Origin of the sequence: Streptomyces niphimycinicus, assembly GCF_018883605.1 — a bacterium.
Taxonomy (GTDB): domain Bacteria; phylum Actinomycetota; class Actinomycetes; order Streptomycetales; family Streptomycetaceae; genus Streptomyces; species Streptomyces niphimycinicus.
On the sequence record NZ_JAHLEM010000402.1, the window covers coordinates 1 to 21,688 of the forward strand.

Consider the following 21,688-nt stretch of genomic DNA (forward strand, 5'->3'; position numbering starts at 1 on the left):
CCGGTGCCGCCGCCCGCCCGGCTGCCCGGCGCCCGCTGGGTGCGCCGCGGCCGTCCGTACTACGCGAAGCCGCTGATGGGGCGCGGCGAGGTGACGTTGGAGCTGCGGGTGGCGCCGGTCCGGCTGCTCGCCGCCGTACGCAACCGGCTGCCGTGGTGACGCACCATGACCTCCCGGCTGCGTGGTGACGAATCATGACCTCCCACCGGTTGCGTGGTGACGAACCATGTCGCCGCTCACCCCCGCAGCCGCCGCCGCACCCCCGTGGCGACCTTGATCGGAGCCACCTCCAGGACCAGGGCCCGGGCCGGGCCCAGAGCCACCGGCTTGGCGTAGTACGGACGGCAGCCGAAGCGCAGCCAGCGGGTCGCGGCCAGCCGGTCGAAGTACGGCACCACCGCGGAGCGGCGCGGCGCGTCCTGACCCGGGCCGTCCATGATCAGCGTCAGCGTCCAGCGGCCGGTGCCCAGCCTGCCGACCGGCAGCCGGGCGGTGAAGACGGACGTGGGGCCGCCGGGCTCACAGCGCACCGGCACCTCGTGCACCGTGCCCGTGCCGCCCTCGGCGCGCAGCAGCAGCGTCCCGCCGTCCCGCGCGGCCTCCTCGGTCAGCCGTCCGCCGACCAGCAGGGTGCTCCGGGTGCGCCAGAGGGTGCGGAGCACCTGGCAGGGCGGGTCGAAGGGATGGGCGACCTCGCCGACGTCGAGCGAGAGATTGCCGTACGGGGTGTAGTACGGCACCACCACCTCCGCCCCCTGGGACGAGGTGACGCGGCGCCGGGAGGGATGGGTGACCTCACCGCCCTCGCGGTGGTTGCCGAACCGCACCGTACGGCTGACGCCCTGGGCGCGGACGTCCAGGTAGATGTTCCACAGCCCCCGTTCCAGCGGGGCCCCGCCGTCGGCGGTGGCCGGGTCGATCTCGGCGGTGAAGCCCGCCATCTCGTACCGCCGCCCCTCCCCGGGCAGCGGGTTGGCGGACAGGCACGGCGTGGTGGGCACCCGCACCTCGGGGCGGTCGGACCGGTACTTGCGCAGCACGATCTCGGTGGCCGGGTCCAGGGCGTCGACGTCCTCGATATAGGCGTGGCCGGCCAGCCGCAGCGTCCCGCCGTGCCAGCTCGCCGCCTCCAGGTGGTGCCGGACCGGCAGCCGGTCGGTGACGTCGAAGCAGACGTCGGGGACGGCGGCGGCATGGTCCCGGAAGTACGGATGGAGCCAGTAGACCCGGCCCTTGTCGACGAGATGGCCGCGCCGAGCGTCCCGCCCCGCGTTCCGGGCCACGGTCAGCACCTCGTCGAAGCGGTCGGCGCGCAGCAGTTGGATCAGCAGCCGGTCGGGGGCGTCGAGCCGCTGGAAGAGGGCGTCGCTCACCCATGTCCTCGCCCAGTGCCGGAACTCCGGGAAGAACCGCTCCCGCGCCTCCTGTTCGCTCTCGCGCGGCAGCAGGGCGCGCAGCGGACCGCACAGCTCCCACTCCACATGGCGGCGCATGATCTGGTCCCGGCGCGGGCCCGGTTCCAGATAGCGGGCCACGGTCTCGAAGCACAGCCGGGTGCCGTCCATGCGGTGGGCGAGATCGGCGGCGGTGAGGGTGAGGTTGTTGCGGTTCTCGCGGTAGCGGACGTAGTAGCAGTCGTAGTCGGCCACCACCGAGATACCGGAGGCGTTGAGGTAGGCGGCGGCGGTGAACGGCTTGTCCTCGCAGTTGCGGTAGGGCGGGAAGCGCAGACGCAGCCGCTCGATGAGGGAGCGGCGGAACAGCTTCCACGGGCCCAGGGTCAGATAGGCGTGGGAGGAGAAGACGTCGGTACGGGGCTGATTGTGCTGGAAGACCGCCCGGGGCACGGCCCGTCCCCCCACGGAGGCGATCTTGCCCAGCACGATGTCGGTGCCGTGGGCGTCGGCCATGGCGACCATGCGGCGCAGCGCGTCCGGCCCCAGATAGTCGTCGGAGTCGAGGAAGAAGACGAAGTCGCCCCGGGCGTGGTCCAGTCCGGTGTTGCGGGGGATGCCCGCGCAGCCGGAGTTCTCCTGGTGGATGACGCGCAGCGCGGAGCAGATGCGGGCGAGCCGCTCCAGTTCCTCGCCGCTGCCGTCGGTCGAACCGTCGTCCACCGCGATGATCTCGACCCGGTCCGGGCCCAGGGTCTGGTCCATCGCGGAAGTGACGGCGCGGGTCAGCTCCGGCAGGGCGTTGTAGGCGGGGATGATCACACTGACACGAGGTCGGGATACGGCGGGCATGACGGCCTCCTGACTCCGGGCTCTCGACGGGTCGGGGTCGGGGGTCGGTCGGGGGTCGGGGGTCGGTCGGGGGTCGGGGGTCGGTCGGGGGTCGGGGGTCGGGGTCGACGGTCGGGCGTCGAACGTCGGGGTCGACGGTCGGGCGCCGGAGTCACTCGGCGGTGAGGACGCCGCCGCGCGGCCCCGCCGGGGCACTGTCGCCACCGGCCGGCAGGGGCCGGGTCCGCGGCGCGGGCGCGAGAGGAAGCGCCGCATCGTCCTGGCCCAGCATCAGGGTCCGTACGACGCGTTCGGCCGCGTGGCCGTCGTCGAACGGGCAGAAGCGGGCCCGGAAGGCGGTGCGCAGCGCGGTCGCGTCCGCGTCGCACCAGCGGCCCTCGCGGAAGACCTCGGCCAGTTGCCGCTCGGTGCGGGCGACGGCTCCCGGGGTCTCGCCGGGGGATCCCGAGAGGAGGTCGAAGTAGACCCCGCGGGAGGACCGGTAGATGTCCCAGTCGTCGGCGTAGATGACGATGGGGCGGTCCAGCAGCGCGTAGTCGAACATCATCGACGAGTAGTCGGTGATCAGCGCGTCGGCCGCCAGGCACAGTTGCTCCGCCGACGGGTGGCCGGAGACGTCGATCACCAGCCCTGCCTCCTGGAGCCGGGACAGATGGTCCTGCGGCCGGTAGGAGTAGTGGGCCCGCACCAGCAGCGTGGTCCGCGGGCCGAGTTCGCGGCTGAGCCGCTCCAGGTCCAGCCGGGGGGTGAACCCCTTCTGGTAGTCGCGGAGGGTGGGCGCGTAGAGGAGGGCGGTGTTCCCGGCCGGGATGCCCAACTCGCCGCGGATCCGCGCGATATCCTCCTCCGACGCCGTGAAGAAGACGTCATTGCGCGGATATCCGTATTCCAGCAGCCGGTAGGCGGCGGGGTAGACCCGCTCCCAGATCTGGCTGGAGTGCGGATTGGCGGAGAGGGCGACGTCCCAGCGGTCGATGCGCTTCAGCAGATTGCCGAAACTCATGCCGCCCGCGGCGGCCGGATAGCGCTGCTGGTCCAGTCCCATGCATTTGAGCGGGGTGCCATGGAAGGTCTGGAGATGCACCGTGTCCGGCCGTTTCACCACCTCATTGGGGAAGTTGACGTTGTTGATGAGGTATTTGGCGCGGGCCACCGTGCGGTAGAAGTCGCGGGTGCCGGTGACGACGTAGTCGACGCCTTCCGGAAGGGACTCGATCTCCGACTGCTTGACCGCCCACACCCCGTGGATCTCCGGCGCCAGTTCCCGCGCCTTGTGGTAGATCGCCCCCGGATTGCACAGCACCCCACGGCCCCAGTACGCGGAGTAGACGGCCAGATGGGGGTCGACCGGGCGCTGCCGGTGCAGCCGGTACAGGCCCCGCTTGGCGCGTGCGGCCAGCGGCGGCCGGACGGTCCGGCGCAGCTTGCGGGCCCCGGCCGCCGCCCGTACGCCCATCTCGCGCTCCCGGTAGCGGAGGAAGGAGCCGGACGCCAGCGCCTCGAAGCGCCAGCGGCCCGGGGCCGGCGGGGTGAACCCGGCGGGCAGCCGGCCGCGGTACCACGCGGCGGCCCGCCCGAAGAAGCGCGGCCGGTCCGCCGTCGCCACCCGGGACGTCCGGTCCAGACAGAACAGGAAATGGGAGACGGCCCGCTCGAAGAGCAGCGGGCGCAGCGGGTCCAGTTGCGGGTGGTCGTCCAGGAAGTCGAAGAGCCGGGCGTACTGCTGGAAGATGACGAAATGCTTCTCCCCGGGGCTTCCCGTGCTGGCCCCGACCCGCCGCTGCCGGTATTCCAGGCCCACCAGATCGACACAGGCTATTCGCCGCGCGGTGAGCATCGTCTTGTACGAGAGCAGGGCGTCCTCGTAAATACCCTCGCTGAACGCGAAGCCATGGCGGGTGTAGAAATCCCGGCGGTAGACGCGATTGGACGACATCGCGAACAGCCGCAGGAATTCGGGGCGTTCGACGACGGAGAAGACATCGGTGCCCGCCGAGGCCAGCAGCTCCCCGAAGAGGCTGGGGGCGCGGCGCTCCGACCAGTAGGTGCGCACATGGTTGAAGTAGAGGATCTCCGGGTCATGGGTGAGGGCGAGCCGGTCGGCGAGGCCCTGGAGGGTGCCTGGGGCGAGCGTGTCGTCCCCGTCCAGGAAGAGCAGATAGTCCCCGCGGGCCCGCTCGACACCGGCGTTACGGGCCCGGCCCGGCCCGGAGTTGACCCGCTGGTGCACGGGCACGACCCGGCTGTCGCGCGCCGCGTACGCGTCGATGATCGCGCCGCAGTGGTCCGGTGAACAGTCGTCGACGGCGACCACCTCCACGTCCTGACACGACTGCGACAGCACGGAATCCAGGCAGGCGCTCAGATAGCCCTGGACGCGATAGGCGGCGATGACGATGGTGAAGCGGGGCATATGGCTCCTCGGGACGCGACGGCGGTTCGAGGCGCGAAGCACTCACTGACCACCCACGCTAGGTGGGTTCGTCCCGGTATGCCCGCTCGATCGTTGGACGGACGCCCAAGCGGGTGACAAACGCCCCCGGCGGACATGAAATCCGCCGGGGGCGCCGGAGCTGCCACATCCTCCTCCCGCGGCCTTCCCTCCACATTGGCGCGGCGCCGCGCTTCACGGACGTACGGCGTCCCGGGCGCCGCGCCGTCCAGGCACCCGGGCCCTGGCCCGATGTCGTGGACACGTGCGGCGCATGGGCCGTGCGTCGCCGCGGGGTCATGGCTCGGACGCACCGCGCCGCCCGGGGCGCGGAGCCCCGGGCGGCGCGGTGTCAGCTCGGTGGAGGATCAGCTATGCGTACGCAGCAGCGTTCGCATCGTCCGCATCGCGACCGACAGATTGGCCAGGTCGAAGGTCTCCGACGACTGGATCTCATCGAGCGTGGTGCGCGCACGCTGAAGGATCGCGGCGTTCTTCTCCTCCCACGCCTTGAAGCGCTGCTCGGGCGTGGAGCCGCCGTTGCCCACCGACAGCACATCGGAGGTCAGGGCGGCCTGGGCCGCGTACAGGTCCTCGCGGATGGAGACCCGGGCCATGGACTGCCACCGGTCGGCCCGCGGCAGATCGATGATCCGGTCCATGAGCTGGCTGATCCGCAGCCGGTCGGCCAGGTCGTAGTAGACCTCGGCGACCGCCAGCGGCTCCTTGCCGGTGCGGTCCGCGATGGCGACGATGTCCAGCGTCGGGAAGGCCGAGGAGAAGCCCGCCACCCGGGTGGCCAGGTCCTCCGGGACGCCCGCCGCGGTGATCTCGTCGTAGATCCGCTGGTACCACTCGATGTCGGAGCCGCGCAGCAGCTTGGGCAACTGCGCCCGGACCGCGGCGACCCGCTCGCCGAAGAAGTCGATGGTCTCGGCGAGCTCCAGCGGCTGCGGCCGGTTGTTGAGCAGCCAGCGGGTGCCGCGCTCGACCAGCCGCCGCGAGTGCAGCCGCATCCTGGTCTGGATATCGGCGTCGACGACCGTGTCCAGCGCCTCGACCTCGTCCCACACCTGGTTCAGCTCGAAGATCGCGCGGGCCGCGGTCTGGGCGCGCACGACCTCCTCGGTGGAGGCCCCGCTCTCCTCCCGCATCCGGTGCAGGAAGGTCGTCCCGGCGGTGTTGAGCGTGTCGTTGACCAGCACCGTGGTGATGATCTCGCGCCGCAGGGCGTGGCCGTCGATGTACTCGGGGAACCGCTGCCGCAGCGCCTGCGGGAAGTAGGCGTGCAGCAGCCGCTGGAGATACGGGTCGTCGGGCAGCCCGGTGGTGATCAGCTCATCGGCCACCGTGATCTTGACGTAGGCGAGCAGCACGGCCAGCTCGGGCTGGCTCAGACCGCGCCCGGCGGAGAGCCGCTCGCGAATCTGGCGGTCGGTGGGCAGGAACTCCAGCGCCCGGTCCAGCCGTCCCTCCCGGCCCAGGCGGCGCATCAGCCGCTGGTGGGCGTGGAGCAGGCTGGGGGCCTGGACGACGGAGTTGGCCAGGGCCACGTTCTGCGCGTAGTTGTTGCGCAGCACCAGCGCGCCGACCTCGTCGGTCATCTCGGCGAGCAGCTTGTTGCGCTGCTTGAGGGTGAGGTCGCCCTCGGTGACCAGGGCGTTGAGCAGGATCTTGATGTTCACCTCGTGGTCGGAGGTGTCCACCCCGGCGCTGTTGTCGATCGCGTCGGTGTTGATCCGGCCGCCGCCCGCGGCGAACTCGATGCGGCCGAGCTGGGTCAGACCCAGGTTGCCGCCCTCGCCGACGACCTTGACCCGCAGATCCTGGCCGTCCACCCGGATCGCGTCATTGGCCTTGTCGCCGACATCGCCGTGGGATTCGGTGGACGCCTTGACATAGGTGCCGATGCCGCCGTTCCACAGCAGGTCGACCGGGGCCTTGAGGATCGTCTTCATCAGATCGGCCGGGGTCATCTTGGCGACCCGCTTCTCGATGCCGAGCGCGGCCCGCACCTGCGGGGTGATCGGGATGGCCTTGGCCGTACGGGGGTGGATGCCGCCGCCCGCCGACAGCAGCTTGGTGTCGTAGTCCTCCCACGAGGAGCGCGGCAGCTCGAACAGGCGGCGGCGCTCGGCGTAGGAGGTGGCCGCGTCCGGGTTGGGGTCCAGGAAGATATGCCGGTGGTCGAAGGCGGCGATCAGCCGGATGTTCTCGCTCAGCAGCATGCCGTTGCCGAACACATCGCCGGACATGTCGCCGACGCCCACGACCGTGAAGTCCTGGGTCTGGGTGTCATGGCCCAGCTCGCGGAAGTGGCGCTTGACCGACTCCCAGGCGCCGCGGGCGGTGATGCCCATGCCCTTGTGGTCGTATCCGGCGGAGCCGCCGGAGGCGAAGGCGTCCCCGAGCCAGAAGCCGTACGACTGGGCCACGTCGTTGGCGATGTCGGAGAAGGTCGCGGTGCCCTTGTCGGCGGCGACGACGAGATAGGTGTCGTCCCCGTCGTGGCGGACCACGTCCTTGGGCGGCTCGACCTGGCCCGCGACCAGGTTGTCGGTGATGTCGAGCAGACCGGAGATAAAGGTCTTGTAGCAGGCGATGCCCTCGGCCATCCAGGCGTCGCGGTCGACGGACGGATCCGGCAGCCGCTTGCCGACGAAGCCGCCCTTGGCGCCCACCGGCACGATGACGGTGTTCTTCACCATCTGCGCCTTGACCAGGCCGAGGATCTCGGTACGGAAGTCCTCACGCCGGTCGGACCAGCGCAAGCCCCCGCGCGCGACCTTGCCGAACCGCAGATGCACACCCTCGACCCGCGGCGAGTACACCCAGATCTCGTACGCCGGGCGGGGCGCGGGCAGATCGGGCACGGCCTGCGGATCCAGCTTGATCGACAGATAGTCGTGGGGCCGACCGTCCCCGTTGCTCTGGAAGTGGTTCGTCCGCAGAGTGGCCTTGATCAGGGTGAGGAACGAGCGCAGGATGCGGTCCTCGTCCAGCGAGGCCACCTGGTCCAGCGCCGCGTCCAGCTCCTCCAGCAGGGCGTCGGTCAGCTCCAGGCCCGCCCGCTGCCGCTCCGGCGACATCCGCGCCTCGAAGAGGGAGACCAGCAGCCGGGTGGTGTGCACATTGTTGCGGAGGGTGTCCTCCATGTACGACTGGCTGAAGGTGGAGCCGGCCTGCCGCAGATACTTGGCGTAGGCCCGCAGCACCATCGCCTGCCGCCAGTCCAGCCCGGCGCCCAGCACCAACTGGTTGAAGTTGTCGCTCTCGGCCTGGCCGGTCCACACCGCGGCGAACGCGTTCTGGAAGCGCTCACGGGCATCGTCGGCCAGCGCCTCGCCCTCGCGCAGCGGCAGCCGCAGCCCGAAGTCGTAGACCCAGGCGGTGGTCTTGTCCGAGCAGCGCAGCTCGTACGGGCGCTCGTCGACCACCTCGACACCGAGGGTGTTGAGCACCGGGAGCACCGCGGACAGCGAGATCTGGGCCCCGGCCCGGTAGATCTTGAAGCGGCGCTCGGCATGGGCCGCGCCCACCGGCTCGTAGAGGCTGAGCCCGAAGTCCTTGCCCCGGTCCTTCAGCCGCTCCAGATGCTGGAGGTCGGCCACGGCGCCGCGCGGGGTGTGATCCGCCTTGTACCCCTCGGGGAAGGCGTGCTGATAGCGGCGCAGCAGCTCGGCCGCGCGCTCCTCGCCGACCTCGGAGACCAGCGCCTCGGCGAAGCCGTCGGCCCAGGAGCGGGCGGCCTCGATCAGCCGGCTCTCGATCCGCTCCACATCGGCGTCGGTGAGATCGGGCAACTCGGTGCCGGGCTGGAGGCGGACCACGAAATGCAGCCGCGAGAGCACCGACTCGGTGTGCAGGGCGGTGAAGTCGACCGGCGGGCGGCCGCTCAGCTCCTCCAGCAGGATGTCGGTCAGCCGCAGCCGCACATCGGTGGTGAAACGATCACGCGGCAGATAGACCAGCGCGGAGTAGTAGCGCCCGTACTCGTCCTGGCGGAGGAACAGCCGCAGCCGGCGGCGCTCCTGGAGGTAGAGCACGCTGGTGACGATCGAGCGGAGCTGGTCGACCGGGGTCTGGAACAGCTCATCGCGCGGATACGTCTCCAGGATCTGGAGCAGATCCCGGCCGTCGTGGCTGTTGGGCGCGAAGCCCGCGCCCGCGAGCACCTCGACCACCTTGCGGCGGATGACCGGAACCCGGCGCACCGACTCGGTGTACGCGGCGGAGGAGAACAGCCCCAGGAAGCGGCGCTCGCCGATCACATTGCCCTCGGCGTCGAACTTCTTCACGCCGATGTAGTCGAGATACGAGGGGCGGTGGACGGTGGCGCGGCTGTTCGCCTTGGTCAGCACCAGCAGCTTGCGCTCGCGCGCCTTGGCACGGGCGTCGGCCGGAAGCCGGTTGAAGGACGGCGACCCCGGGCCCCCGGGGGTGCTCTCGTCGGTGTCCTTGTGCTGCGGATCGGAGCGGAGGATGCCCAGGCCCGTGCCGGGCACCGCGGTCAGCACGTCCTCCTCGCCACCGGCCTCGGTGGGGACCTGCGTCAGCTCGTACTCGCGGAAGCCGATGAAGGTGAAGTGGTCGTCGGCGAGCCAGCGCAGCAGCTCACGGGCCTCCTCGATTTCCTCCTCGCGGACCTCGGCGGCCTTGGGCTCATCCGGCAGGCCCTCGGCGATGCGCAGCGCGGACTCGCGCATCTTCTCCCAGTCCTCGACCGCCTCGCGGACATCGGACAGGACGCGCAGAAGATCGGCGGTGATCTGCTTCAGATCGCCGCGGTCGGTCTCGCGGTCGGTCTCGACATGGATCCAGGACTCCACGACCGCGTCATGCGGGAGCTTCTTCCTGGCCGGGCCCTCCGGGGAGACATCGAGCAGCTCGATCAGCTTGCCGGTGATGTCACGGCGCACGATCACCTGCGGGTGGATCACGACATGGATGCCGCGCCCCTGGCGGGTGAGCTCATTGGTGACCGAGTCGACCAGGAACGGCATGTCATCGGTGACCACCTCGACCACGGAGTGGCTGCACGTCCAGCCGTGCTCCTCGACGGTCGGGGTGTGCACCCGGACGTTCGCCGTGCCCTGCGGACGCACCTCGGCGAGCCGGTAGTGGGAGAGCGCCGCCCCGAAGACGTCGACCGGGTCGCGGTCGGCGAGGTCCTCCGGAGGCGTGTGCAGGTAGTAGTGCTGGAGGTATGCGGTCAGGGTCTCCGGTCCTGGGCCCTGAACCGGTTTTCCCCCGGCAGGGCTGTTCTCAGCGACCCGGGCGGCCCGTTCGAGCAACTCGGCCTTGGCTTCGTCCAGCTTGGTCTGCATGTCCTCTGGCTCCTGTCGCGCGCCGTTGCGTGACATCGATGGCGGTGGCATGACGCCGCGACGCGAAAAATCCGGTCGTTGACGACGGTATGCCGGATCGGGGAATGGCCGGGGTGTACTGGGCCGTAAGTGACCAAGAACCCACGCGCCACGGGTCAGCGGCGGCTCGGGCCCGGGGCCGGTGGGGCTCCGGGCGCGGAGCGAGGGCCTCGTTGCCCTCACGGACTATCGCGCTGATCACGCAGTAAGGCTATCGCTCCGCCCCAGGGGGTCGTCATGAGCCGTTCGTGTACAAAACCGAGCCCTGAAGTTTGACGAAATGGACAGCGACCACGGGCGCGCGCGAACCGATGATGTGCGGCCCACGTTCTCCGGGGCCCTCTCGTGTCCTCTGGCTGTGTCCTCCGGGGCCCTCTTGTGGCTGTGTCCTCCGGGGCCCTCTTGGCAACGCGCCGGCGCGGATGCACCGTGATCGGGACGGTGGTAGTCAGACGGTGGCAGTCAGACGGTGGTAAGCGTGGACATGAAGGCGGAGGTGGGCGGCATGGGTGGCACGAATGGCATGACTGCGAAGATCCTTCTGGTGACCGGCGACGCGGCCGAATCGCTGGAGGTGCTCTACCCCTACCAGCGGCTGCGCGAGGAGGGGTACGAGGTCCATATCGCGGCCCCGACCCGCAAGACGCTGCGCCTCGTGGTCCATGACTTCGAGGAGGGCTTCGACACCTACACCGAGAAGCCGGGCTATACGCTCCCCGCCGACCTCGCCTTCTCCGAGGTCGACCCGGGTCAATACGGAGCCCTAGTGATCCCGGGCGGCCGGGCCCCGGAGTATCTGCGCAACGATCCCGAGCTGCGCAAGATCTGCAAGGCGTTCTTCGACGCCGACAAGCCGGTGGCGCAGATCTGCCACGGCCCGCTGCTCACGGCGGCCGTGGGCGGCCTGAGCGGGCGGCGGGTCACCGCGTATCCGGCGCTGGAGCCGGATATGCAGGCGGCGGGGGCGGAGTACCAGGACGCGGAGGTCGTGGTGGACGGCTCGCTGGTCTCCTCACGGGCCTGGCCGGACCATCCGGCGTGGATGCGGGAGTTCCTGGCGGTGCTGCGGACGAAGGCGCCGGTGGTGTGAGGGGTGGTGGAGGCGGCGTAGGGAGGCAAGAGGGGGCGCACGGGGTGGTGAAGCCCGAGACGGACGCCGAGGAAGCCCAGGACGGGCCCAAGGAAGCCCAGGACGGGCCCGAGGAGCCCAGAACGGGCCCGCTCCGGCCTACTGGGGCGCGCTCCGGCCTACTGCTCGCACTAGCTCCGGCCTGCTACTCGTACTACTCGTCGGCCATGCGCTCGGCTTCCCGTACGGCCTCCTCGAGCGTGTCCACGACCGGCACCCCGGCCGCCTCCAGACTGGCCCGGCTGTGCGAACCGCCCGTGTAGAGCACGGCCCGCGCCCCCACATGGCGTGCCGCCACCGCGTCGTCCACGGCGTCCCCGATCACCACCATCCGCTGCGGGGGCACCCCTTCGAGCTCGGTGATATGGCGCATCATCTGCTCGGCCTTGCCGGTGTTGCTCTCGCCGACGCGGCCGTCCACCCGGACGAAATGGCGCTCGATGCCATGCGTCCGCACCAGCGGGACCAGATGCTCATGCGGGGCCAGTGAGCACAACGACTGAGTGAGCCCCGCCTCCTGCCACTCGACGAGCAACTGCCGGGCGCCGATCGCCAGCCCGGCGCTCTCGGCCAGCGCCCAGTAGTGCCGGTGGAACGCCTCGTCCATGACCGCCCACTCCTCGTCGGTGGGCAGCCGTCCCATCAGCCGCTCATAGAAGCGCGGGACCGGGACGCAGTACAGGTCGCGATAGCGCTCGAGGGTGATCGGCGGCAGGCCGATCTCCCCGAACGACGCGTTCGTCGCCGAGATCACGGCGTCGATGTCGTGGAGCAGTGTGCCGTTCCAGTCCCAGACGAGGTGCGTCACGTGGTTCTTCCCCATTCCACGACCGTACCTGCCGGGTCCGACAGCGGGCATCACTCGATGAGATTGGGGATCTCCTGGGTGGCGTACCAGAGCAGCTCATGGTCCTCGGCGCCGTCCACGGTGAACTGCGCGTCGTCGTCACCGAGGTCCGCCGCGCCCAGCGCGTCGGCGGCCGCGGCGATGTCGCGCTCGGCGTCATCGGCGTCCAGATGCACGGCGGCGGCCTTGGCCAGCGGTACGGCGGCCTTGATCCGCACCTCGCCGAGCGCGGACTGGTCCAGCCCCCGGTCCGGATCGGCCACCGCCTGCCCGTCGGGCACATCCACGGCCACCACGACCCGACGGCGGGGCGCGCGCGGGTCGACCGCGAGCAGCCGCAGCGACGCCTGCGCGGCCCGGCTCAGCGCCGCGTACTCCAGCTCCTCGATGTCGTCCGACACGTACCACTCGCGGAGCGCGGGGGTGACCGCATAGGCCGTCAACGGCGTCGGCCCCAGTTGGCCCTCCTTATGCGCCTCGGCGAGAGCGGAGAGGGTCAGGGGGACGTAGACGCGCATGTCTGCCGCTTTCATCAGAGACCAATAGGCTCTCAGCATACGGTTGCCCGTCCGCTGCCCCGAGCCTTCTTCAAAGGCCCGGTGGTCCCCTTTCGGAGGACGCGGCGCCAGGGCACCGCACAAAGCCCGGCACAAACCCTGCCCGACCCCGCGACCAGGGCCGATGAGCACCCGCATGCCCCGAATAGGTGAACCGCGGCATCGACCGCGACCGGGGGCCGCGCTCATTGCGGAGGCCGAAAACCCCCCGGTAGAAGACTCTCGGACGAAAGCTACCGCCCGGTATTCGGCCGGGTCGGAGAGGAACGGGGCGAGAAGCATGCGCGAGGGCGTCCGGGCAACGGATCGGGCCACGACGACCGGGGAGGGCGTACGACGACGCGGCGGCAGCGGACCGGGCCGAAGCGGCCCCCCACCCCGCAAGGACCCCCGCCGCCCCCGCACCACCCCCACCACAGCAGCACCACCCACCACACCACCCACCCCACCCGCCCCGCACAACACAACCATCACCAGCGGCACCCCCGCATCGCACGGCGTAGCCGCACGGCCCACCACCACACCCCCCACAACCCCCACGCCCCTCACCGTCACCCGCGCCGCGGCCGTATCGCGCAGTGCGGCCGCCGCCGCGGCGTGTCGGCAGCGGGACCGGTTGCCGCGCTACTGGTTCGCCAACCGGCTGGTGCTCACCCTCAGCGGTCAGCGCCCCGTCCACACCCTCCTCGGGCACGCCCTCCCGGCCGCCTACGACCGGCTGATCGAACTCGCCCCGCACGCCCCGCTGCGCCCCGCCGCAGGACGCGCCACAGCGCCCGTCGTACGGCGCTGTGGCGAGTACCAGCCCCGGCATGGGGTCATCGAGGCGTTCGCCCGGATCGCCTCCGGAGACCGGCTCAGCGCGCTCGCGTTCCGGCTGGAACTCGGCGCCGACGCCCGCTGGCGCTGCGCCGCCATCGACCTCGGCCCACTCGCCCAGATGGTGCCCGACGGATCGTGACACCTGCCGCACGCGGCTCCCCGCCCCGCCACTTCCCGCAGCATCGATGCGGCCCCGCCGCATACCGGGGCTCCGCCCCAAACCCCGGCACCCAGGACGCCTCCCCCAAACCGGGGCTTCGCCCCAGGCCCCGTGGCCTGAACCCAGCCCTCCGGCGCTTGAGGAGCGAAGCCCCCGGTTTCGGGGGGCGGGGAGCCATTCCAGCCCCTCCGGCGCTTGAGGAGCGGGGCCCAGGGGCGGAGCCCCAGCGGGGGCCGGGGCCAGGCCCCGGCATCGGGAAGGGACGAGGAACCAATCCAGCCCCTCCGGCACCTGAGGAGCGGGGAAGGGCGCGACCGTACGCGCGGGCCGGTATGTCTAGCCCCTCCGGCGCTTGAGGAGCGGGGCCCAGGGGCGGAGCCCCAGCGGGGGCCGGGGCCAGGCCCCGGCATCGGGAAGGGACGAGGAACCAATCCAGCCCCTCCGGCACCTGAGGAGCGGGGAAGGGCGCGACCGTACGCGCGGGCCGGTATGTCTAGCCCCTCCGGCGCTTGAGGAGCGGGGCCCAGGGGCGGAGCCCCGGCGGGGGGCCGGGGCCGGGCCCCGGTTTCGGGAAGGGGCGGGTAGGGGAAAGACCCGCCGGGCACCCCACACGCCCACAACCACGGCCACGGCCACGGCCACGGCCACGCATACGCCCACAACGCGACGGGCCGGGGCGCCGCGCTCTCGCGCGGCGCCCCGGCCCGTCAACCAAAGCCCCGCCGGACTACTTCTTCCGGCGCCGCCCCTTCTGCGCCTTACGCCGCTCCGCCCGCGTCAACCCATCCGCCTCCGACCGAGGCGCCGGCGGCGTCTCACCATTGGGGAAGTCGCCCTCGACGACACCGCCCTCACCGTCCACCGTCGGAGCGGAGAAGTGCAGCCGGTCCGGCCGCTGCGGGGCCTCCAGGCCCTTGGCGCGGATCTCGGGGCGACCCGAGGAACCGGAGGAGCCCGCGCCCGGCGCGCCAGGCGCGGCCGACGCGCCCGCCGGCACCGCCGCGTCCTCCACATCCTTCGCGAGGGCGACCTTCTCGTCCGCCGCCTCGACCGGAACCTCCTCGACCTGCTGCTCGACCTGGACCTCCAGGTTGAACAGGTAGCCGACGGACTCCTCCTTGATGCCCTCCATCATGGCCTGGAACATGTCGAAGCCCTCGCGCTGGTACTCGACCAGCGGGTCCTTCTGGGCCATCGCGCGCAGCCCGATGCCCTCCTGGAGGTAGTCCATCTCGTAGAGGTGCTCGCGCCACTTGCGGTCCAGGACGGAGAGCACGACCCGCCGCTCCAGCTCACGCATGATCTCGGAGCCGAGCTGCTCCTCACGCGCTTCGTACTGCTGGTGGATGTCGTCCCTGATGGACTCTTCGAGGAACTCGGCGGTGATCCCGGCGCGGTCCCCGGCCGTGTCCTCCAGCTCCTCGATCGTCGCGCTGACCGGGTAGAGCTGCTTGAAGGCGCTCCACAGCCGGTCCATGTCCCATTCCTCGGCGAAGCCCTCGACCGTCTCGGCCCGCACATAGGCTTCGATGGTGTCGTCCATGAAGTGGCCGACCTGGTCCTGGAGGTCCTCGCCCTCCAGGACGCGGCGGCGCTCGCCGTAGATGACCTCACGCTGCCGGTTCAGGACCTCGTCGTACTTCAGGACGTTCTTACGGGTCTCGAAGTTCTGCTGCTCGACCTGCGACTGTGCGGAGGCGATGGCCCGCGTGACCATCTTGTTCTCGATCGGGACGTCGTCCGGGACGTTCGCCATCGCCATGACGCGCTCGACCATCTGCGCCTTGAACAGCCGCATCAGATCGTCGCCGAGCGAGAGGTAGAAGCGGGACTCGCCGGGGTCGCCCTGACGGCCGGAGCGGCCGCGGAGCTGGTTGTCGATCCGGCGCGACTCATGGCGCTCGGTGCCCAGCACATACAGCCCGCCGAGCTCCTTGACCTCCTCGAACTCGGCCTTGACCGCGGCCTCGGCCTTCTCCAGGGCGGCGGGCAGCGCGGCGGCCCACTCCTCGGAGTGCTCCACCGGGTCCAGACCGCGCTGGCGCAGCTCGGCCTCGGCGAGGTCGTCGGGGTTGCCGCCGAGCTTGATGTCGGTACCACGGCCGGCCATGTTGGTCGCGACCGTCACGGCGCCCTTACGGCCGGCCTGGGCGACGATCGTCGCCTCCCGGTCGTGCTGCTTGGCGTTGAGCACCTCATGCGGCACCCCGCGCTTGGCGAGCTGCTGGGAGAGGTACTCGGACTTCTCCACGGAGGTGGTGCCGACCAGGACCGGCTGCCCCTTGGTGTGCTTCTCGGCGATGTCGTCGACCACCGCGTCGAACTTCGCGACCTCGGTGCGGTAGATCAGGTCGGACTGGTCGATCCGGGCGAGCGGGCGGTGGGTCGGGATCGGGACCACGCCGAGCTTGTAGATCTGGTGGAACTCGGCGGCCTCGGTCATCGCCGTACCGGTCATGCCGGAGAGCTTGTCGTAGAGGCGGAAGAAGTTCTGAAGGGTGATCGTGGCGAGCGTCTGGTTCTCGTCCTTGATCTCCACCGCTTCCTTCGCCTCGATGGCCTGGTGCATGCCCTCGTTGTAGCGGCGGCCCGCGAGGATACGGCCGGTGTGCTCATCGACGATCATGACTTCGCCGTCCATGACGACGTAGTCCTTGTCCTTCTTGAAGAGCTCCTTGGCCTTGATCGCGTTGTTGAGGTAGCCGACCAGCGGGGTGTTGACCGACTCGTAGAGGTTGTCGATCCCCAGCCAGTCCTCGACCTTGGTGACACCGGACTCATGGATGCCGACGGTGCGCTTCTTCTCGTCGACCTCGTAGTCCCCGGTCTCCTCCACGCCCTTCTGCGGCTCGGCGGCCTGGCCCCTGCTGAGCCGGGTGACCAGCTTGGCGAAGTCGCCGTACCACTTGGTGGCCTGGTCGGCCGGGCCGGAGATGATCAGCGGCGTACGGGCCTCGTCCACCAGGATGGAGTCGACCTCGTCGACGATCGCGAAGTTATGGCCGCGCTGCACCAGCTCGTCCTGCGACCACGCCATGTTGTCGCGCAGATAGTCGAAGCCGAACTCGTTGTTGGTGCCGTAGGTGATGTCGCACGCGTACTGCTCACGGCGCTGCGCCGGGGTCATGTTGGCGAGGATGCAGCCGACCTCAAGGCCGAGGAACCGGTGCACCCGGCCCATCCACTCGGAGTCGCGCTCGGCCAGGTAGTCATTGACCGTGATGAGGTGGACGCCCTTGTCCGACAGCGCGTTCAGATACGCCGGGAGGGTGCCGACCAGGGTCTTGCCCTCACCGGTCTTCATCTCGGCGACATACCCGAGGTGCAGCGCCGCGCCGCCCATGAGCTGGACGTCGTAGTGGCGCTGGCCGAGCACCCGCTTGGCCGCCTCGCGCACCGTGGCGAACGCTTCGGGCATCAGGTCGTCGAGGCTCTCACCGTCGGCGTACCGCTGCTTGTACTCGTCGGTGAGGGCGCGCAGCTCGGCGTCGGAGAGGGACAGGAAGTCCTCTTCGATGGAATTGACCTGGTCCGCGATGCGGTGCAGCTTGCGCAGGATCTTTCCTTCGCCTGCACGCATGAGCTTGTTGAGGACGGACACGTAGGCTGGCTCCTTGCCGGTCGGGCCTGGCACGGTCGGGGTGCGCTGGCGCGGCATTGTCAAGGGGCGCAGGCCCCGCCGCAACGGCCATCGTAAGACAGACCCCGGCACGCCGGGAGGTCCGTCACCACGAGGACCGGATGTCACCTCACCGTGTCAACGCCCGAGAGCTCCCCCAGGTGCCCTCGAATTCGGGGAAACCGCTCGCGGTGAGTGACGACGGCGGCGCAGACTCGGGACGCATGGAGCCTGTCACCCTCACCACCGAGCGTCTGGTCCTGCGCCCCTTCCGGCCCATCGACACGGACGCGGTCTTCGCAGCTTGTCAGGACCCGGACATCCAGCGATGGACCACCGTGCCCTCCCCGTACGAACGTGCGCACGCGCAGGACTTCACCGGCCGGATCTGCCCGGAGAACTGGCGCGACGACGTGACCTACGACTTCGCCGTGGTCACCAAGAGTGACGGCGCCCTTGTCGGCGCCATGGGCCTGGTGCGGCTGGCCCATCTGCGCAGCCTCGAGCACCAGGCCGAGCTGGGCTACTGGACGGTCCGGGAGCACCGGCGGCGCGGCTATACGGACGAGGCGGCGCGGGCCGTGATCGAGTGGGCGTTCACCCGGCTCGGGGTGGAGCGCCTGGAGTGGTGCAGCGAGGCCGGGAACGAGGGCTCGCGGGCGGTCGCCCTCGGGGTGGGCTTCCGGATGGAGGGGACGGACCGCGCCCGGATCGTCCACCAGGGGACGCGGCGGGACGCCTGGCGGGGCGCGCTGCTGCCCTCCGACTGGGGGCTGCCGTCGACGACGCCGTATCTGCCCGCCAAGGCGCCGGAGGCGGCCAACGCGCCTCGGGCTTCCGAGGGGTCCGGCCGGGCGTCCACGGCGCCGTCAGCGGTCTGAGAGAGGCCGTAAGGGGCCGTCGGCCCTCGGTAGCGGGCGGGGCTCGGCGGCCTGGGCGGCGTTGTCAGTGGGTGCTACTACGGTGGCGCGCATGACGAACGCCGCCACCGGGTCCGCCGTGGACCGCACACCCGAGGCCACGCTCTCCGCCGACGAGGCGCGCCGGATCGCGCTGCGCGCCCAGGGGCTGCTGGGCGCCCCCGACCGGCGTGGCGGGGTGCGGGGCATGCTGCGCCATCTGGGCGCGGTGCAGCTCGACACGATCTCGGTGCTGGCCCGCTCGCATGAGCTGATTCCGTACGCACGGCTGGGCGCGGTCGGCCGTAAGACCGTCGAGTCGGCCTATTGGAGCGACACCCACGCCTTCGAGTACTGGTCGCACGCCGCCTGTGTGCTGCCGATCGAGGAGTGGCCGCACTTCGCCTTCCGGCGCCGCGCCTACCGCCTGCGTCCGCACTGGCACCACGAGCTGCCGGACGGGGTGTACGAGACGGTGGTCAAGCAACTGCGCGCCGAGGGCCCGCTGACCGCGACGGAGCTGGGCGGGGCCAAGAACGGCGGGCCGTGGTGGGACTGGTCGGCGGCGAAGATCGCGGTCGAGCGGGCGCTGATGTTCGGCGAGGTGGTGTGCGTCGAGCGGCGCGGCTGGAAGCGGGTGTACGACCTGGCGGAGCGCGCCGTGCCGGATGCCCTGCTCCATGACGACCTGGACGACCGGGAGTGTCTGCGCCGGCTGGTCCGGCTGGCCGGGCAGTCCCTGGGCGTCGGCACCCGGGCGGATATCGCCGACTACCACCGGCTCAAGGGCGAGCAGGTGGCCGCGGTGATCGCGGACTCGGGGCTGGTGCCGGTGACGGTCGAGGGCTGGGACAGGCCGGCCTGGGCAGACCCCGAGGCGCTGGCCGCCGCGCCGCGCGGCCGGCACCGCACCACGCTGCTGTCGCCCTTCGACTCGTTGATATGGGACCGGGCGCGCACCGAGCGGATCTTCGGCTTCACCCATCGGCTGGAGGCGTATGTGCCCAGGCCCAAGCGGATCTACGGCTACTTCGCCATGCCGCTGCTGTCGGGCGGGCGGCTGCTGGGCCGGGTCGATCCGGCCCGGGAGGGGAAGACCCTGGTCGCCCGGCAGGTGTCCCTGGAGTCGCCGAAGGCCGTGGCCCCCATGGCACAGGCGCTGCGGGAGGCGGCCGAATGGGTGGGCTGTGACTCCGTACGGATCGAGCGCGTCGACCGCCCGGAGCTCGCCGCGCCACTCGCGGCGGCCGTCGCCTGAACCGCACCCCCGGCGGACGCCCGGCCGGGGTCCCGGCTCACCCGGGGCTCCGGCTCACCCCGGGCCCTAGCTCGGCCGGGGCTCCGGCCCACCCGGGGCTCCGGCTCATCCCTCACCTGATCTCGAGGATCTTCTCCCGCATCGCATAGACCACGGCCTCCATCCTGGAGTGAAGCTGCAATTTCTCCAGAATGTTGCGAACGTGGTTCTTCACGGTGTTCTCGCTGATGAACAGCTCCTTGGCGATATCCCGGTTGTTCATTCCGGTCGCCACCAGCTTGAGCACCTCCAGCTCCCGGTCGGTGAGCCGGGGCGCGGGCACCAGCCGCCGCTCATCGGTGCGCTGGATCATCGACTTGAACTCGGTCAGCAGCTTGGCCGCCATCGACGGGCTGATCTGCGACTGACCGTCCGCCACCGCCCGGATGGCGGTCGAGACCTCGTCGGTCGAGATCTCCTTCAGCAGATAGCCCGTGGCACCCGCCTTGATCGCGTCGTAGAGATCGGCTTCCTCATCGCTGATCGTCAGCATGATGATCTTGGCGCTGGGTGCCACCTCCTTGATCGCGGTGCATGCCTCGATCCCGCCGCGCTTGGGCATCCGCACATCCATCAGGACGATGTCCGGCAGCAGATCCGCCGCCTTGTCCACGGCCTCGGCCCCGTCCCCCGCCTCCCCGACGACCTGGATGTCCTCCTCCTGAGCCAGGACGATCTCCAATCCACGCCGGAAGAGCGCGTGGTCGTCCACGACGAGGACCCGAATCGGCTCCTTGCGCGGTTCGCCGCGCGGCGCGCCCCCGTCCGGACCGACGCCATGGTCTTCACCGGCGTCGGACACGGGCCCGAAGCTGTCCGCCATCGTTCCTCCCCCTGAAGGCCATGGCCCTTGCGGTCCGCACCCTGGGTGCACTCGGTCTGGCGTCAACCGGTGCATTCGATACACCGGTTGGCCGCCCGGCCATGATTCCATGCCCGGACGGCGGAATGTTCCTACCTTCGTCGCACGGCGGTGCCCCGGGGGGCGCACAGGCGCTCCGGGGCACCGCTTACTTGTCAGGCTGGATTCGGCTGAATTTCCCGGTCAGCCGCCGAGTGCGCCACCGGCGCCGCCGGGTGCCTCTCCGACGAACGCTTCCGGCTGAAGATGAATCACCCCGTAGTCATAACCATGCCGCCGGTAGACGACGCTGGGCTGGTTGGTGTCGGAGTCGACGAACAAATAGAAGTCGTGCCCGACCAGCTCCATCTCGTAGAGAGCCTGGTCGAGGCTCATCGGAGCCGCGGCGTGGGTCTTCTCCCGGACCACCAGGGGGCCCTCGCCCTGGACTTCCAGGGGGCCCATCCGGGTGGTGGGGACGGTCTCCGCGGTGCGCTGGGGGGCGATGTCCCCATGCCCGTTGATACGAGCCGCGTTGGGCACGGTGACAGCCACGTCGCTGGCCGGAATGCGACCGTTTCCACGGCGCGTATGGCGCTTGTCGTGCTGCTTGCGCATCCGGGCTTCCAGCTTGCCGGCCGCCAGGTCCAGCGCCGCGTACGGATCGGCCGCGGCGGCCTCCGCCCGGATCACCGGGCCGCGCGAGCGGAGCGTGATCTCCACTCGGTCGGCGCGGTCGGACTGCCGCGGGTTGTGCTCCTTGGACACCTCGACGTCGAGGCTGATCACCTTGCCGTCGAGCTTCTGGATCTTATCCAGCTTCAGCTTCTCGGCCACGTGCTTCCGGAACCGCTCGGGCACCTCAGTTTTACGGCCCTTGACGACGATGTCCACGCAGAACTCCGTTCCCGGGTAGCTCCAGTCAGTATCGGAGCGTCATCCCTTGTGCACTTGGCTCCGGCATCCTCCGGAGCCATCGGCTTGGCGCTTTCAGCTCCTCCTTCCCACGGAGAGGATCTCAATCCCGTTTGTTCCAAGCCTCACCAGAATGCAGGCAAAACACGCCAAGCGGATGAGCGAGTCATAGCACTCGCCTTTCCTCACAACCGAACATAGCTCGACCGGTCGGAAGTCGGCACCCCCTACCGGCACGTACCTCCGATCAGGTGCTTTGCCGCGGTTACCACCTGCAACGATGTGGCTTCGTATTCAGTTCCGGTTGATACCCGTCAGGGGCGCCGCCACCACGGCCGCGCCGATGACCAGCCCACCGGCCGCCGTCACCGCCCGCGCCGCCTCCGCGAGCGAGGCCCCCGTCGTCATCAGATCGTCCACCAGGACGACCGGGCCTGCCGCCAGCAGCCGGCCGCTGCCGGGGACCGCCCCCAGCGCCCCCGTCACATTCGCCCGCCGCTGCCGTGCGTCCAGCCCCGCCTGGTCGCTCACCCGGCGCCGCTGGCGCAGCACCGCCGGG

Annotated in this window: 13 protein-coding genes; 4 read left to right on the forward strand and 9 right to left on the reverse strand. The window is 70.5% G+C overall.

Annotated elements, in window-relative coordinates; translation table 11 throughout:
• Window positions 1-236: 236 nt before the first annotated feature.
• From KN815_RS30475 to KN815_RS30485, 3 genes are all read right to left on the reverse strand, one after another.
• A complete protein-coding gene (locus tag KN815_RS30475; RefSeq protein WP_216345095.1) occupies window positions 237-2,246 on the reverse strand; it encodes a glycosyltransferase family 2 protein in 2,010 nt (669 codons plus the stop codon).
• A gap of 151 nt (window positions 2,247-2,397) precedes the next feature.
• A complete protein-coding gene (locus KN815_RS30480) occupies window positions 2,398-4,659 on the reverse strand; it encodes a bifunctional glycosyltransferase/CDP-glycerol:glycerophosphate glycerophosphotransferase (RefSeq protein ID WP_216345096.1) in 2,262 nt (753 codons plus the stop codon).
• 386 nt (window positions 4,660-5,045) lie between these two features.
• Window positions 5,046-10,004 (reverse strand): NAD-glutamate dehydrogenase, encoded by a 4,959-nt coding sequence (locus KN815_RS30485; protein ID WP_216345097.1) that lies wholly within the window; start codon window positions 10,002-10,004, stop codon window positions 5,046-5,048.
• Window positions 10,005-10,566: 562 nt separating this feature from the next.
• On the opposite strand from KN815_RS30485, the gene KN815_RS30490 reads away from it, so the two are divergent.
• Complete coding sequence (locus KN815_RS30490; protein WP_043241320.1) at window positions 10,567-11,133, forward strand: DJ-1/PfpI family protein; 567 nt, start codon at window positions 10,567-10,569, stop codon at window positions 11,131-11,133.
• A 193-nt stretch (window positions 11,134-11,326) separates the two neighbouring features.
• Here KN815_RS30490 and KN815_RS30495 read toward each other — a convergent pair whose 3' ends face one another.
• Together KN815_RS30495 and KN815_RS30500 are read right to left on the reverse strand one after the other, a co-directional pair.
• Entirely contained in the window at window positions 11,327-11,995 is a 669-nt protein-coding gene (locus KN815_RS30495; RefSeq protein ID WP_216345098.1) for an HAD family hydrolase, read from the reverse strand.
• Between the two features lie 35 nt (window positions 11,996-12,030).
• A complete protein-coding gene (locus KN815_RS30500) occupies window positions 12,031-12,537 on the reverse strand; it encodes a DUF6912 family protein (RefSeq protein WP_216345104.1) in 507 nt (168 codons plus the stop codon).
• 319 nt (window positions 12,538-12,856) lie between these two features.
• Between KN815_RS30500 and KN815_RS50835 the strand changes: the two genes are divergently transcribed.
• Window positions 12,857-13,537, forward strand: a complete 681-nt coding sequence (locus tag KN815_RS50835) for an Rv3235 family protein (RefSeq protein WP_253209334.1) — start codon at window positions 12,857-12,859, stop codon at window positions 13,535-13,537.
• A gap of 748 nt (window positions 13,538-14,285) precedes the next feature.
• On the opposite strand, the gene secA is transcribed toward KN815_RS50835, so the two are convergent.
• Window positions 14,286-17,159 carry a preprotein translocase subunit SecA gene (gene secA, locus KN815_RS30510; protein ID WP_216345099.1) on the reverse strand — a complete coding sequence of 958 codons (2,874 nt, stop codon included), beginning with the start codon at window positions 17,157-17,159 and terminating at the stop codon, window positions 14,286-14,288.
• A gap of 242 nt (window positions 17,160-17,401) precedes the next feature.
• Between secA and KN815_RS30515 the strand changes: the two genes are divergently transcribed.
• The gene (locus KN815_RS30515) at window positions 17,402-18,058 is read left to right on the forward strand and encodes a GNAT family N-acetyltransferase (protein ID WP_253209335.1); all 657 of its coding nucleotides are present in this window, start codon (window positions 17,402-17,404) and stop codon (window positions 18,056-18,058) included.
• A gap of 91 nt (window positions 18,059-18,149) precedes the next feature.
• Window positions 18,150-19,334, forward strand: coding sequence for a winged helix-turn-helix domain-containing protein (locus tag KN815_RS30520; protein WP_216345101.1), 1,185 nt, complete (start codon window positions 18,150-18,152; stop codon window positions 19,332-19,334).
• A gap of 112 nt (window positions 19,335-19,446) precedes the next feature.
• On the opposite strand, the gene KN815_RS30525 is transcribed toward KN815_RS30520, so the two are convergent.
• The 3 genes from KN815_RS30525 to KN815_RS30535 form a co-directional block, all read right to left on the reverse strand.
• Window positions 19,447-20,196: a response regulator gene (locus tag KN815_RS30525; protein ID WP_216345102.1), complete on the reverse strand. Its 750-nt coding sequence runs from the start codon at window positions 20,194-20,196 to the stop codon at window positions 19,447-19,449.
• Window positions 20,197-20,418: 222 nt separating this feature from the next.
• Window positions 20,419-21,108, reverse strand: coding sequence for a ribosome hibernation-promoting factor, HPF/YfiA family (gene hpf / locus KN815_RS30530; protein WP_216345103.1), 690 nt, complete (start codon window positions 21,106-21,108; stop codon window positions 20,419-20,421).
• A 315-nt stretch (window positions 21,109-21,423) separates the two neighbouring features.
• Window positions 21,424-21,688, reverse strand: a 265-nt coding sequence (locus KN815_RS30535) for a ComF family protein (RefSeq protein ID WP_301184664.1), incomplete at its 5' end; no start/stop codon positions are given.